This window comes from Pseudomonas sp. HMSC066A08 (assembly GCF_001813025.1).
Classification (GTDB): domain Bacteria; phylum Pseudomonadota; class Gammaproteobacteria; order Pseudomonadales; family Pseudomonadaceae; genus Pseudomonas; species Pseudomonas aeruginosa.
Window position 1 is genome coordinate 400,528 of sequence record NZ_KV811371.1, and the last position, 13,154, is coordinate 413,681.

Sequence of the window (13,154 nt, forward strand, 5' to 3'; positions counted from 1 at the left end):
ATGGTTCCGGGAATGTTTGAGCGCGTAAGTGCGTGGACCTAGAATGCGACGGATTCATCGCATTCCGCCATTCGCATTCCGGAGCCTTCCATGAGCGACAAGCGAAACCCGCGTATTTCCTCGCGCAAGCAGCCGCAGCAGGCCCGTTCCAGCGAACTGGTGGCGAGCATCCTGGAGGCGGCTGTTCAGGTTCTGGCCAGCGAAGGCGCGCAACGTTTCACCACCGCACGGGTGGCGGAGCGCGCCGGGGTGAGCATCGGCTCGCTGTACCAGTATTTCCCGAACAAGGCGGCGATCCTCTTCCGCCTGCAAAGCGACGAGTGGCGGCGCACCACGCGTCTGCTCGGCGAGATCCTCGAGGACACCGCCCGGCCGCCGCTGGCGCGCTTGCGCCGGCTGGTGCTGGCATTCGTGCGCTCGGAGTGCGAAGAGGCGGCGATACGCGTGGCGCTGAGCGACGCGGCGCCGCTGTATCGCGACGCCGACGAGGCGCGGGAGGTGAAGGCGGAGGGCGCGCGGGTGTTCCAGGCGTTTCTCCGGGAGGCCTTGCCGGAGGTCGCCGAGGCCGAGCGCAGCCTGGCCGGCGACTTGCTCACCACCACCCTCGGCGCGGTCGGCAAGCAGTTCTCCGAACAGCCGCGCAGCGAGGCGGAGATCGAGCGTTACGCCGAGGCCCTGGCCGATATGCTCTGCGCCTATCTCGCTGCCCTTGGCGAGCGCTGAGGTGCCGTGTGGCCGGAGCAAAACCGTCGCTTGGCCCAGCGGCCCCAGGTGCGCGGCTGGCGCGTTCGTAGGCTTGGTGGAGCAGGCGCGTATCGGCGGAAGCGACCGGCGCCCGCCGGCCGCGGGAGGGATCAGGCTTCGGCGATGCCGGTGACGACGATGCCGAAGCGGCGCAGCAGCAGTTCCGCCGGCTCGTCGCTTTCCAGCTTGCCGGTGCTGTAGTGGCCCGGCTTGAGGTTGGCCTCGGCCCATTCCAGCAGGTGCTCGGCGACCTCTTCGGGGCTCGGCTTGTGGGGGAACGGCAGGACTTGGCGCTCGGTGGCTTCGTCCTTGCTGTAGGTGATTGCCCAATCGCTCATGGGTAGGCTCCTTGTTTTCGCTGAGTTGGCAGGCCGGCACGGCCCGAAGGGTAGACCGGCGCGGTCGCGCAAGGGTTGCCCTGGCGCGATGGGCGGTCCCCGTCCGACTGTCGGCCGAGGGCGGAAAACACTTATGATTCAGCCACATGCTTTGTCTGGACCGGTCCCCGATGCTGTCTGCCGTACGGCGCTACAAGTCGATGCTTTCCAGCGCCCTGGCGCGTTGTTTTCCGCGGACCACCGCCTACCTGCAGGCCGAGCGCGAGGCTCGCGAAGCCTTGTTGCAGCCGGCCAAGGCCCGCGCCAGGAAGAACGCCGCGAAGGCCCCGGCCAAGGTTGCCGGCAAGCCTGCGAAGGGCGCCGTTCGGGGGACTCCGCGCAAGCCCGCTGCCGCCTCGCGGGGCGCGCCGCAGGGAATCTATCCGGCTGCCGCGCTGAAGGTCGACGAATCCCGGGAGCGCGCCATGCGCGATCAGGTGGCGCAGGCCGCGTCGCTCGGCGTGGTCAGCCCACCGTCCGAGGAGCAGTGGGCGATGATCCTCTGCCGCCAGCCGCTGGCGCGGATCTTCGCCGGCGCCGGCTCGGGCAAGTCGACCACCCTGGTCCTGCGGGTGGTGTTCATGCTCTGCCACCTGGGCGTCGAGCCGCAGCGGCTGACGGTGATTTCCTTCACCAACGCCTCCTGCGCGCAGTTGCGCGAACAATTGCTGCGCGTGCTCGCCCATTGGCAATACCCGTTCGACGCGGCCCAGGCGCGGCAGTGCGTGCGCACTTTCCATTCGGCGCTCGGCAGCCTGGCCCGCGAGGTGCTCGGCAATCCGCGCTGGTTCGAACAACTGGACGACCGCGACCCCGCCGCCGAGCCGGACAACCCCCTTGCCGCCGGACGCCTGCGTCCGGCCCAGCAGCGCCTGCTGAAGCAGGCCTACCAGCAGTGCTACGCGGAAAGCCCGGCGTTCCGCGCCAAGACCCACAAGCTGCTGGAACTGCCGCCGCCGGCGGAGCCGGAAGAGGGTGCGCGGCGGCAGCCGAAGGCGCCGCTGGATCCGTTCAAGCTGGCCGGCGAGTTCCAGGCGCTGCCGTTGTACGAAGCCTTCCATGCCCAGGCCGGGTTCGCCGAGAGCCTGGGCCTGCGCGTCGAACGCCTGGACAGCGGCAAGCTGGAGTGCGGACTGCGCGAGAAGATCTTCGTCGAAGCCATGGCACTGTTCTGGGCGAGGTTCCAGGCGCTGTTGCGCGAGGAGGGCCTGATGACCTTCGACGCCGCGTTCCAGCAGCTCGGCGAGCGGATGGCCGGCGGGGCCCTGGCGGAAACGGCACTGGCGCCGTTCACCCATCTGCTGATCGACGAGTTCCAGGACGTCTCGCCGCAGATCGTCCTCTGGCTACAGGCGTTGCACCGCCGCCTGGCGACCCAGGGCACGGCGCCGAGCCTGATGGCCATCGGCGACGACTGGCAGTCGATCTACGGCTGGCGCGGCAGTTCGCCGGAGCTGTTCATCGACTTCGACCGGCACTTCCCGTCGCGTGGGCGGGGACGCAAGAGCGCGCTGCTGGTGCTGGAAACCAACTACCGCTCCGTCGAACCGATCATTCGCGACGGCGAGAAGGTGCTGGCCGGGGTGCGTTTCAAGCAGGACAAGACCTGCCGCGCGTTCCGCCCGATCCAGCCGGGCGACCATGGCGTGAAGCTGGTGCCGCGTTTCGACCTGCGTGCGCAACTGCCGAAGCTACTGGCGGAAATCCGCGCCCAGTGCGAGCACGCCGCCGCTCGCGAAAGCAGCGAGCGCACCGCGGTGCTGTTGCTGAGCCGGCGCAACGAGCCGTTGCAGGCGATCCAGGCGGAGCTGGATCGCGCGCTGCCGGTGAAGGGCATGACCATCCATCGCGCCAAGGGCCTCCAGGCCGAAGTGGCGATCGTCGTCGACGACTGCCTGCCGGGCGAGAAGCATCCGTTGCGCAACGCGCTGTACGCGGCATCGGGCTTCTTCCGCAACAGCTACGACCAGGCCATGGAGGACGAAAGCCTGCGCCTGGCCTACGTGGCGATCACCCGTGGCGTCAGCCGGGTGCTCTGGTACACGCGCAAGGCGCAGGGCGCCACGGCCCTGTTGGCCCGACGCTGAGGACGACTGTCTCGGCGGGCTACGCCTGGCGCTGCATCCAGGCGCTGAATGCGCGCAGGCGCTCGATGAACACCGCCGGGTCGGTGACCTGGCCGTCCAGCACGGCTTTGAAATATTCCAGGGCCGGCGCCTGTCCGGGGTGCCGTGCGCGAAACAGCGCCAGGTAATGCTCCAGGGTCTCCGGCCAGACGCTTTCCGTCTCCCCGCGAAGGATGTCGCTGGAGCGGATCAGCTTCTTCGCCGCTTCCCGTTGCAGGCGGCGGCGCTCCTCCTCCGAGGACGCGCTTTCCAGGCGTCGCGCAGAGTCTTCCAGCACCTGCGCATAGTCGCCGTTGAGGGCCAGGGCGATGGCTTTTGCCGGACGCAAGGGCGGCAGGGCGCTGGCCAGGTCTTCGCCCCACAGGCAGCGGCAGCGGTGCTTGAGCCAATAGCCCCAGCTATCGCGGTTGGCCGGATCGCGGGCCTGGTCCAGGTGGCCGATATCGAAATCGATCTTGCTCACTTCCGGGTGGCGCGCCTGCAATGCCAGGCGCGCGGTTTCCAGTTGCGCGGCCAGTTCGGGGCTGGGCGGGTCGCGCAGGACCAGGGTCAGGTCGAGGTCGGAGCGCCCCGTGATGGCCTCGCCGCGGGCGACGCTGCCGTACAGGTAGACGCTGTGCACGGCCCGTTCGAACGGAGGCCGGGCCAGGGTCCGGCGCAGGTCGTCGAGCAGGGGGCGAAAGGCCGCCTGCGGTTCGACGCGCGGCGGCAGGGGGATGAATCCATCGGGCATGTCCATGCCGACAGCCTAGCGGCACGCCGCCCGCGCGTCGATCAGCCTGCGTTGCGGAACAGCAGCGCCTTGAGGCCCGCCGCGGGGTCGGCATCGGGGAATTCCGGCGGATTCTCCAGGCGTTCGGCGAAGTGCAGCGACGGCGCCTCGCGGGCGGTTTCCTCGAGGAGGAAGTCGGGGCCGATGGCCGGGTCGTTGATACAGGCCAGCAGGGTGCCGCCGGGCACCAGCAGTTCCGGCAGGCGGCGGAGGATCCTGCGGTAGTCCTGGGTCAGGACGAAGCTGCCTTTCTGGAAGCTCGGCGGATCGACGATCACCAGGTCGTACGGGCCGAGCTTGCGCAGCTTGCCCCAGGACTTGAACAGTTCGTGGCCGAGGAAGCTCACCCGGCCGAGGTCGTGGCCGTTCAGGCGGTGATTGTCGCGGCCGCGGTTGAGCGGGCCGCGGGCCATGTCCAGGTTGACCACCTGGCTGGCGCCGCCGGCAATGGCCGCCACCGAGAAGCCGCAGGTGTAGGCGAACAGGTTGAGCACGCGGCGGCCGGCGGCCTGCTCCTGCACCCAGCGGCGGCCCAGGCGCATGTCGAGGAACAGCCCGGTGTTCTGGTTGCGTCCCAGGTCGAGGCGGAAGCGCAGTCCGTTTTCCACGATGTCCCAGGTTTCCAGCGGCTCGCCCGACAGCCATTCGCAGGCGCTGTCTGGGCGGTAGCGGTGCTGCAGGACCAGGTGCCGGCCCTGGCTCGCAGCCCAGGCCGGCGCCGTGGTCAGTTGCCCCAGGGTCCGGCGCAAGGCTTCCAGTTCCTCCGGCTGCGGCTCCTTGAACAGAGTCACCAGCAGGACGCCCGGCAGCCAGTCCGCGGTCAATTGTTCCAGGCCCGGCCAGCAGCGGCCGCGACCATGGAACAGACGGCGGGTCTCCGCCGGCGCCGGGGACAGCGCGGCGAGCAGGTGCTGGAGGAGGGTATCGAGGGCTTCGCGATTCATGGTGGTTCGGCGTTGAAAAAGGGGCGGATTCTACCCGTTGCGTGACGGCCAGTCCGCCCCTTCGCTTCAATCGGGCGTCGCGGGCGCAGGTGCGGCGCTGACCGGGCCGCCATCCTGGATCATCAGCAGGCTCTGCGGCGAGGACAGCGCGATGCCTTCGCTGCGCAAGCGGTCGAGGATAGTAAAGAGCAGGTCGCTGCGCGCGCCGGCCACCGAACGCGGGCTGTTGACGAAGCCGCTGGCGTTGAGCACCAGGCCGTTGCTGGCGAGATCCTTGAACGTCACCGAGGGCGCCGGCGCGTCGAGGATCGCCGGGTGTTCGGCGAAGGCCTGCAGGAGCAGTTCGCGGACCTTCATCGCGTCGGTGTCCAGCGGCAGGGTCAGGTTAACCCCGACTACCCCGAGGGCATTGCCCATGGTCACGTTGCGCACGGTCTGGGAGATGAACTGCGAGTTCGGCACGATCACCGTGGAACGGTCGCCCATCTGGATCTCGGTGGCGCGCACGTTGATCCGTCGGATATCGCCCTCGACCCCGCCCAGGCTGACCCAGTCGCCGACCTTCACCGGCCGCTCGGTCAGCAGGATCAGGCCCGAAATGAAGTTCTGCACGATGGCCTGCAGGCCGAAGCCGATGCCCACCGAGAGGGCGCTGACCACCCAGGTCAGGCTGGTCAGGTTGATGCGCAGGGCGGACATCACCAGCATCGCCAGGAGCACGAAGCCGAGGTAGCCGACCAGGGTCACCAGCGAGGCGCGCATGCCGGCGTCCATGTTGGTTTCCGGCAGCAGCCGCTCGCTCAGCCAGCGCTTGACGATGCGCAGGGCGAACAGGCCGCCGACGAACAGCAGCAGGGCGACCAGGATGTCCTGCGGGACGATGTTCAGGTTGCCCAGGGTCTTGCTGCTTTCGCCCAGTTGGGCGAAGCCCTGCAGCAGTTCGCTGGGGCTCGAGCCGACCGGAAGGAAGGCCAGCAGCAGCGCGGTGAGCAACAGCAGGGTGCGGCCGACCCCGGCCAGCACGGTGGCGGCCTGGGCCTGGTGGCGCGGCGACAGGCCGAGCGCATTGGCCAGCGCCAGGCCGCTGGGGTGCTTGGGCGAGAGCAGGGTTTCGCAGATGTCGCCGAAGAAAGCGATCAGCAGGTAGGTGGTGGCCGCGATCACGCTGATCCACAGCAGCTTGCCGGTGAGGAAGTAGGCCAGCGACAGGTAGCCGGTGAACAGGGCGAGGAGGATCGCCGCGATCCATACCGAGGCGACGAAGGGGATCAGCCCGGCGATCCCGCCTGGCCGCTCCAGGTCGTGCTTGCGCCGCACATGGTGGTAGCGCAGCAGGGCGGCGGCGAAGATCAGCGCGGTGACCAGCGCGGTCAGGCCGTTGAGGGCGACGGTCAGGGCCAGGCTGGTGCCGGTGACGCTGTTGATCCGTTCCTCGGTGGCCACCAGCATCAGCGCCACCGCGAGGATCGCCGGGAACGGGCCGAGGGCGCTGGCGATCCTGTCCGGGATCGCCGGTAGCCGCCAGGACGGACGCGGCAGCATCAGCAGGGCGCGGCCGAGGCCGGCGATGAAGGCGCAGAAGATCGCCAGGCTCACCAGTTGATCGGTCAGGCTGGCCATGTCGGGGCTCAGGCTGGCGTTGCTTTCCAGGCCCCAGCGCATCAGCGACACCGCGCCGACGATGGTCAGGATGGTCGCCAGCCCGACCGCCAGGGCCAGGGCGCTGCGCCGCAGGCGGCCTTCCGGCAGCCAGCGGATCATCGCCCAGGTAAGCATGCGCTCCAGCAGGCGGCGGCCGAAGCTCCAGACCAGCACGGTAGCCAGCAGGGTTCCGGCGAAGGCCCAGCGGTGTCCGGGCGCGATGGCGCTGTCGAAGGCGGCCAGGGCCTCCGCCTTCAACTTGTCCAGCCGGCGCAGGTCGTCGTCGGTGGGACGGATCAGGGTCGACCAGAAGCTCGGGCTGAACGGTGTCGCCGCGCGGCTGCTGATCTGCGAATTGAACAGGCTGCGGCGCAGGTTGACGATCTGTGCCGCCAGGTCGCGGGACGACTGGCCGAGCTGGGTGGCCTGGCGTTCGTCGTCGAGCAGGGCGTTCTTCTGCCGGGTCAGGGTCTGGCGCTGGGCGGCGAGGCTTTCCGCCTCGTCGGGCTGCGGCGGGCCGATCACTTTCAACTGGTCGTCGAGCCGCTCGATGTCGGCGACCCGCAGCGCGAGCAGGGCGTCGGCCTGGCGCTGGACCTGCAACGCGCTCTGGCGCAACTCGGCGAGGAGGTCGTCGCTGGCGTCGGCGGTGACGCGCTGGCGGACCAGATCGAGTTGCGCACTGAGCTGGTCGAGGCTGGCGTCCTCGGCCAGGGCGGGCGGCGCTTCCAGGTCGACGGCCGCCTGCGGAGCCGGCCTGGCGGCCCAGGCCTCGCTGCCCAGGCTCAGGAGCAGGCTCAGGGCCATGGCGAACTGGCAGAGCAACATATGCAGGCTGGCGCGCCTCATCGAATCCCCCTTTCGATCCTGACTGGCTCAAGCAGTATGGACCGGCGCGGGCGCTGAGTAATTCCCCGCGTCGATAATCGCCAGGCGGCGCTAAAGGGACATGGATTCTGGCCATATCGATCCCTTTTTGGCCGCCGCCGCCGTTTTGCCGCGACCGCGCGCTGGGCAGAATCCCTCCACCAAGAACAAGAAACCTGCGAGGTCTCTCCATGCTGAGCGTCTACAGCGACGATCATCGTCTGCACTTCGGCCAGTCGGAACTGGTCGACGGCAAGCTGCAACCCTGTTTCGAAATGCCCAGCCGGGCCGACACCGTGCTGGCCCGGGTGAAGTCGCAGAACCTTGGCGAGGTGATCGCGCCGAAGGATTTCGGCCGCGAGCCGCTGCTGCGCATCCACGACGGCGCCTACCTGGACTTCCTCCAGGGCGCCTGGGCCCGCTGGACCGCCGAAGGCCATAGCGGCGACCTGGTATCCACCACCTTCCCCGGCCGCCGCCTGCGCCGCGACGGGCCGATCCCCACGGCGCTGATGGGCGAGCTGGGCTACTACAGCTTCGACACCGAGGCGCCGATCACCGCCGGCACCTGGCAGGCCATCTACAGCTCCGCCCAGGTCGCGCTGACCGCCCAGGAGCATATGCGCCAGGGCGCCCGCAGCGCCTTCGCCCTTTGCCGTCCGCCGGGCCATCACGCCGGCGGCGACTTCATGGGCGGCTACTGCTTCCTCAACAATGCCGCCATCGCCACCCAGGCGTTCCTCGACCAGGGTGCCCGGCGCGTGGCGATCCTCGATGTCGACTATCACCATGGCAACGGCACCCAGGACATTTTCTACCGCCGCGACGACGTGCTGTTCGCCTCGATCCATGGCGATCCGCGGGTCGAATACCCGTACTTCCTCGGTTACGCCGACGAGCGCGGCGAAGGCGCCGGCGAGGGCTGCAACCACAACTATCCGCTGGCCCATGGCAGCGGCTGGGACCTCTGGTCGGCGGCGCTCGACGACGCCTGCGTGCGGATCGCCGGCTACGCCCCGGATGCCCTGGTGATTTCCCTTGGCGTGGACACCTACAAGGAAGACCCGATCTCCCAGTTCAAGCTGGATTCGCCGGACTACCTGCGGATGGGCGAGCGCATCGCCCGGCTGGGCCTGCCGACCCTGTTCATCATGGAGGGCGGCTATGCGGTGGAAGCCATCGGCATCAACGCGGTCAACGTGCTGCAGGGCTACGAAGGCGCGGCCCGCTGAGGAGCGAAGCATGCAATCGACTCGCAAGCTGCTGGCCGGCCTCGCGCTGGCCGTTTCCGCCGGGCTGGTCCAGGCCGCGCCGGAAGTACGGATCTACAACTGGTTCGACTACATCGCCCCGGACACCCTGAAGAACTTCCAGGCGCAGACCGGCATCGCGCCGAAGTACGACGTCTACGACAGCAACGAGGTGCTCGAGGCCAAGCTGCTGTCCGGGCATTCCGGCTATGACCTGGTGGTGCCCAGCGACAGCTTCCTGCCCAACTACCTAAAGGCCGAGGTGTTCCAGCCGCTGGACAAGAGCAAGCTACCGAACTGGAAGAACCTCAACCCGGCGCTGCTCAAGGTGCTCGCCGGCAAGGACCCCGGCAACCGCTACGTGATGCCCTACATGTGGGGCACCAACGGCATCGCCTACAACCTCGACAAGGTCCGCGCGGCGCTCGGCGACGATGCGCCGCTGGACTCCTGGGACCTGGTGTTCAAGCCGGAGAACCTGGCGAAGCTGCAACAGTGCGGCGTGGCCTTCCTCGACTCGCCCACCGAGGTGATCCCCGAGGTGTTGCACTATCTCGGCCTGTCGCCCAACAGCCACCAGCCGGAAGACTACCGCCGAGCCGAGGAGCACCTGGCGAAGCTGCGCCCGTACATCACTTACTTCAGTTCCTCGAAGTTCGTCAGCGACCTGGCCAACGGCAACGTCTGCGTGGCCATCGCCTGGTCCGGCGGAGCGATGCAGGCGGCCAACCGGGCCAGGGAAGCGAAGAACGGCATACGCATCGAGTACCGCATCCCGAAGGAGGGCGCCGCGGCCTGGTTCGACGTGCTGGCGATTCCGCGCGACGCGAAGAACGTCGAGCAGGCGCACGCCTTCCTCGACTACCTGCTGCGCCCGGAGGTGGTGGCGCCGATCTCCGACTACGTGGCCTACGCCAACCCGAACAAGGCGGCGGACGGTTTGATTTCGGCGGAGTTGCGCGACAATCCGAACGTCTACCCGCCGGAAGAAGTGCAGGCCAGGCTGTATTCGGTGGAAATGCTGCCGCCGAAGCTGGAGCGGCTGCGCACGCGGACCTGGAGCAAGATCAAGACCGGCAAGTGAGCGGCCGCGGCCAGATGGCGGGTTCGCAGGACGGATAGCGCCACAGGGCGCTATCCGTCGCGTCCCCCAGGCCAGGCAAGCAGGCCGGCACCGCCGCCCACGGCCCGCTGGAGGTCGCTTCCAGGCTTCGACCGGGCGCGCCGGCTTGTCCATAATGGCGCTGCCCGACGGTCGCCGCTGGCGGCCGCTTCCTTCCATGCCTGCCTGTGAGTCCGCCATGCGTAAGTCCGCCGATGCCTTCGCCTTCCAGACGATGCTGTTGCTCTGCGTGATCTGGGGCATCCAGCAGGTGACCATCAAGTGGGCGGCGACGGACATCGCGCCGGTGATGCAGGCGGCCATCCGTTCCGGCATCGCCGCCGCCCTGGTCGGCCTGCTGATGTGCTGGCGCGGCGGCTGGGAGGGCTTGCGCCAGGGCACCCTGGGCGCCGGCCTGCTGACTGGCACGCTGTTCGCCCTGGAGTTCCTGTTCATCGCCCTCGGCCTGCAATACACCACCGCTTCGCACATGTCGGTGTTCCTCTATACCGCGCCGATCTTCTCTGCCCTCGGGCTGCACTTCCTGCTTCCCAGCGAACGCCTGCGGCCCTTGCAGTGGCTGGGCGTGGCGGTGTGCTTCGGCGGCATCGCGGTGGCCTTCGGCGGAGGCCTGTCGTGGGCGGAAATGGATGGGCGGATGCTGCTCGGCGACGCTTTCGGCCTGCTCGCCGGGATGTCCTGGGGAGCGACCACGGTGGCAGTGCGCGGCACCCGGCTGTCCGAGGCACCGCCAAGCCTGACGCTGTTCTACCAATTGTTCGTGGCATGCGCCGGGTTATTGCTGATCGCTCTTTTCAGCGGCCAGTTCGGCGAGGTCCGCTGGACCCCGGCGAGCACCGCCAGCGTGCTGTTCCAGGGCGTGGTGGTGTCGTTCGCCAGCTACTTCTGCTGGTTCTGGCTGCTGCGTCGCTACCTGGCGAACAACCTGGCGATCTTCTCCTTCATGACCCCCCTGTTCGGTGTCACCTTCGGCGTATTGCTGCTGGGCGAGCCGCTGAGCCTGAACTTCGTCGCCGGCGCGGCGCTGGTCCTCGCCGGCATCACACTGGTCAGCGGCGAGCAGTGGCTGCGACGCCTGCTGCGACGTTGAGCGAGTGCGGCCGGCGCAACAGCAGGCCGGCGAAGACCAGGCCGAGCCCGGCGAGCGCCAGCGCCGGTTGCAGGCCGCCGGCGAAATGCGTGCTGAGCGCCGCCAGCAGCGGGCCGAGCAATTGGCCGAGGGCGAAACCGGTGGTCAGTTGGCCGGCGTTGCGCTGCGGCGTATGCGGCGCCAGTTCGCGGGCGTATTGCATCACCAGTTGCATGCCGGCAAGGAATGGCAGGCCGGTCAGCACTACCCCCAGGGCCAGCCCGGCGATCCCCGGCAGCAGGCAGGCGAGCACGCCGAGGGCCTGTAGCCAGAGCGCGCCGACCAGCCAGCGGCGGGTCCCGTCCGGGCGCTGCCGGCGCAGGCTGATCAGCACTACCCCGGTGGCCGAGGCCAGGCCGAAGCAAGGCCAGAACAGATCGGCCTGCCATTGCCCGTGGAAACGCGCCGCGGCCATCTGCGAGAGAAAAGTGGCCGGGATGATGTAGCCGAGGCCGACCAGTCCGTAGGCCCATGTCAGGCGGCCGAGGCCGGCGTTCTCGCTTGCCGTGGCAGGCGCGTCGTGGCCGGCGCTGCGTGCGGTCGGGCGCGGCAGCAGCGGCAGGAGCATGAGGATCAGGATCAGCGCGAGGTCGGCGAAGAGCTTCCAGATGAACACCGAGTCCCGTCCCAGGGCGTTGCCCAATGCCGCCAGCAGGCCGGTGACCATCACCCCGATGCCGGGGCCGGCGAACACCAGCGCACCCAGTCGGGCCCGACCGCTTTCCGCGGCGAGGCGCTGGCTGAGTGCGGTGACCATGATCAGTACCCAGGCGCTGGCCACGCCAAGACCGAAGCGCAGCAGCGCGTGCGGCCAGAAGCCCTCGGCCCAGACCGAGGCCAGGGTCAGGCCGAAGCAGGCCCATAGCCCGACCAGCAGGCGTAAGCGCGCCTGCCGCGCTTCGCGGGCGAACAGCGCGTCCAGCGCGCCGACCAGGTAGCCGAGGTAGTTGGCGGCGGCCAGCAGGCCGGCGGCGGTCAGGTCGAGCTGGCCTTCGCGGATCAGGTGCGGCAGTTGCGGGGTCAGGGAGAAGCGCCCGACCCCCATGGCGACCACCAGCGCCAGCAGGCAGGCGAGCAGGCCGAGCAGCGGCGAACGAAGAAAATCACGGGACATGTGCGGATTCCTGCCGGGGGATGAATGGCAGCAGGTTAGGCCTTGCGGTGATTCTGTAAAAATGAATAATCGTGAATTACTTGTTCTGTTTTGGAGAATCAATCGTGGAGTTCGGCCAGTTGAGGATCTTCCAGGCGGTCGCCGAGGAAGGCTCCATCGCCCGCGCCGCCGAGCGCCTGCACCGGGTACCGTCGAACCTGTCGACGCGCCTGCGGCAACTGGAGGAACAGCTTGGCGTCGACCTGTTCCTCCGCGAACGCCAGCGCCTGCAACTGTCGCCGGCCGGCAAGGTCCTGCTGGACTATGCCGCGCGGCTGTTCGCCCTGCAGGAGGAGGCGCGCGCGGCGGTGCAGGGAGGCGAACCGGTGGGCGACTTCGCCCTCGGCTCGATGTACAGCACCGCGGCGATCCACCTGCCGCCGCGCCTGGCGGAATACCACCGGCGCTATCCGGCGGTGAACCTGCAATTGCAGACCGCGCCCAGCGGCGAGCTGGTCGAGTCGCTGCTGGGCGGGCGCCTGGACGCCGTGCTGGTGGACGGCCCGCTGGACTTCGACGGTCTGGAGGGCCTGCCGATGTTCGAGGAGCGCATGGTGCTGGTTACCGAGAATGGCCACCCGCCGGTACGCGGTCCCGAGGATGTGGCCGGCAGCGCGGTGATCGCCTTCCGCCCGCGCTGCTCCTATCGCCTGTTGCTGGAGTCCTGGTTCGCCAGCGCGCGGGTGAGCATGGGCCGGGTGATGGAGATCGAGTCCTACCACAGCATGCTGGCCTGCGTGGTGGCCGGCGGCGGGGTGGCGCTGATGCCAGTGTCGATGCTGCAAAGCCTGCCGGGGCGGGAGTCGGTGGCGGTGCATGCGCTGGCCGAACCGTTCGCCCGGGCGAGTACCTGGCTGGTCTGGCGCAAGGGCATGGTCGGCGCCAACCTGAAGGCCTGGATCGGTCTTCTGCAAGGGCGGGAATCGGCGTTGGCTTGATTCAGGTCAGGGTCCGGGGCCGGTTTCCCGCAGTAAAGTTGTTTCCAAGGACGGAGTGGAACGTGCGGAGAGTGGGACGCCGGTCTACTC

At 68.7% G+C, this 13,154-nt stretch carries 11 protein-coding genes; 6 read left to right on the forward strand and 5 right to left on the reverse strand.

Annotated features, from left to right (window positions below):
- Positions 1-90 precede the first annotated feature (90 nt).
- Positions 91-723, forward strand: a complete 633-nt coding sequence (locus HMPREF2886_RS30410; protein ID WP_003159910.1) for a TetR/AcrR family transcriptional regulator — start codon at positions 91-93, stop codon at positions 721-723.
- A gap of 131 nt (positions 724-854) precedes the next feature.
- On the opposite strand, the gene HMPREF2886_RS30415 is transcribed toward HMPREF2886_RS30410, so the two are convergent.
- A complete protein-coding gene (locus HMPREF2886_RS30415; RefSeq protein WP_003082927.1) occupies positions 855-1,082 on the reverse strand; it encodes a hypothetical protein in 228 nt (75 codons plus the stop codon).
- Between the two features lie 170 nt (positions 1,083-1,252).
- On the opposite strand from HMPREF2886_RS30415, the gene HMPREF2886_RS30420 reads away from it, so the two are divergent.
- Positions 1,253-3,208 (forward strand): DEAD/DEAH box helicase, encoded by a 1,956-nt coding sequence (locus HMPREF2886_RS30420; protein WP_070748978.1) that lies wholly within the window; start codon positions 1,253-1,255, stop codon positions 3,206-3,208.
- A 19-nt stretch (positions 3,209-3,227) separates the two neighbouring features.
- Here the strand turns inward: HMPREF2886_RS30420 and HMPREF2886_RS30425 are convergent, their stop codons facing one another.
- The 3 genes from HMPREF2886_RS30425 to HMPREF2886_RS30435 all read right to left on the reverse strand — a co-directional run bounded on the left by HMPREF2886_RS30425 (position 3,228) and on the right by HMPREF2886_RS30435 (position 7,453).
- Positions 3,228-3,986 (reverse strand): nucleotidyltransferase domain-containing protein, encoded by a 759-nt coding sequence (locus tag HMPREF2886_RS30425; RefSeq protein WP_058017816.1) that lies wholly within the window; start codon positions 3,984-3,986, stop codon positions 3,228-3,230.
- A 35-nt stretch (positions 3,987-4,021) separates the two neighbouring features.
- Positions 4,022-4,963 (reverse strand): class I SAM-dependent methyltransferase, encoded by a 942-nt coding sequence (locus tag HMPREF2886_RS30430; protein WP_070748980.1) that lies wholly within the window; start codon positions 4,961-4,963, stop codon positions 4,022-4,024.
- 66 nt (positions 4,964-5,029) lie between these two features.
- Positions 5,030-7,453: a mechanosensitive ion channel family protein gene (locus HMPREF2886_RS30435; protein WP_070748982.1), complete on the reverse strand. Its 2,424-nt coding sequence runs from the start codon at positions 7,451-7,453 to the stop codon at positions 5,030-5,032.
- 209 nt (positions 7,454-7,662) lie between these two features.
- Here HMPREF2886_RS30435 and aphA point away from each other — a divergent pair, with 209 nt between their 5' ends.
- The 3 genes from aphA (at position 7,663) to HMPREF2886_RS30450 (ending at position 10,934) form a co-directional block, all read left to right on the forward strand.
- Positions 7,663-8,703 (forward strand): acetylpolyamine amidohydrolase AphA, encoded by a 1,041-nt coding sequence (gene aphA / locus HMPREF2886_RS30440; protein ID WP_033972811.1) that lies wholly within the window; start codon positions 7,663-7,665, stop codon positions 8,701-8,703.
- A 10-nt stretch (positions 8,704-8,713) separates the two neighbouring features.
- A complete protein-coding gene (locus HMPREF2886_RS30445; RefSeq protein ID WP_058017815.1) occupies positions 8,714-9,805 on the forward strand; it encodes an extracellular solute-binding protein in 1,092 nt (363 codons plus the stop codon).
- A 217-nt stretch (positions 9,806-10,022) separates the two neighbouring features.
- Complete coding sequence (locus tag HMPREF2886_RS30450; RefSeq protein WP_033972808.1) at positions 10,023-10,934, forward strand: DMT family transporter; 912 nt, start codon at positions 10,023-10,025, stop codon at positions 10,932-10,934.
- On the opposite strand, the gene HMPREF2886_RS30455 is transcribed toward HMPREF2886_RS30450, so the two are convergent.
- Entirely contained in the window at positions 10,894-12,087 is a 1,194-nt protein-coding gene (locus tag HMPREF2886_RS30455; RefSeq protein WP_058017814.1) for an MFS transporter, read from the reverse strand. The two genes, HMPREF2886_RS30450 and HMPREF2886_RS30455, sit on opposite strands and share 41 nt — an antisense overlap.
- 104 nt (positions 12,088-12,191) lie before the next feature.
- Here HMPREF2886_RS30455 and HMPREF2886_RS30460 point away from each other — a divergent pair, with 104 nt between their 5' ends.
- Complete coding sequence (locus tag HMPREF2886_RS30460; protein WP_003087005.1) at positions 12,192-13,064, forward strand: putrescine utilization regulator PtrR; 873 nt, start codon at positions 12,192-12,194, stop codon at positions 13,062-13,064.
- Positions 13,065-13,154 lie beyond the last annotated feature (90 nt).

Excerpts from the sequence above, each read along its gene's own strand:
- HMPREF2886_RS30410 (WP_003159910.1), top strand. The coding sequence starts at position 91 with ATGAGCGACAAGCGAAACCCGCGTATTTCCTCGCGCAAGCAGCCGCAG.
- HMPREF2886_RS30415 (WP_003082927.1), bottom strand. The coding sequence starts at position 1,082 with ATGAGCGATTGGGCAATCACCTACAGCAAGGACGAAGCCACCGAGCGC.
- HMPREF2886_RS30420 (WP_070748978.1), top strand. The coding sequence starts at position 1,253 with ATGCTGTCTGCCGTACGGCGCTACAAGTCGATGCTTTCCAGCGCCCTG.
- HMPREF2886_RS30425 (WP_058017816.1), bottom strand. The coding sequence starts at position 3,986 with ATGGACATGCCCGATGGATTCATCCCCCTGCCGCCGCGCGTCGAACCG.
- HMPREF2886_RS30430 (WP_070748980.1), bottom strand. The coding sequence starts at position 4,963 with ATGAATCGCGAAGCCCTCGATACCCTCCTCCAGCACCTGCTCGCCGCG.
- HMPREF2886_RS30435 (WP_070748982.1), bottom strand. The coding sequence starts at position 7,453 with ATGAGGCGCGCCAGCCTGCATATGTTGCTCTGCCAGTTCGCCATGGCC.
- aphA (WP_033972811.1), top strand. The coding sequence starts at position 7,663 with ATGCTGAGCGTCTACAGCGACGATCATCGTCTGCACTTCGGCCAGTCG.
- HMPREF2886_RS30445 (WP_058017815.1), top strand. The coding sequence starts at position 8,714 with ATGCAATCGACTCGCAAGCTGCTGGCCGGCCTCGCGCTGGCCGTTTCC.
- HMPREF2886_RS30450 (WP_033972808.1), top strand. The coding sequence starts at position 10,023 with ATGCGTAAGTCCGCCGATGCCTTCGCCTTCCAGACGATGCTGTTGCTC.
- HMPREF2886_RS30455 (WP_058017814.1), bottom strand. The coding sequence starts at position 12,087 with ATGTCCCGTGATTTTCTTCGTTCGCCGCTGCTCGGCCTGCTCGCCTGC.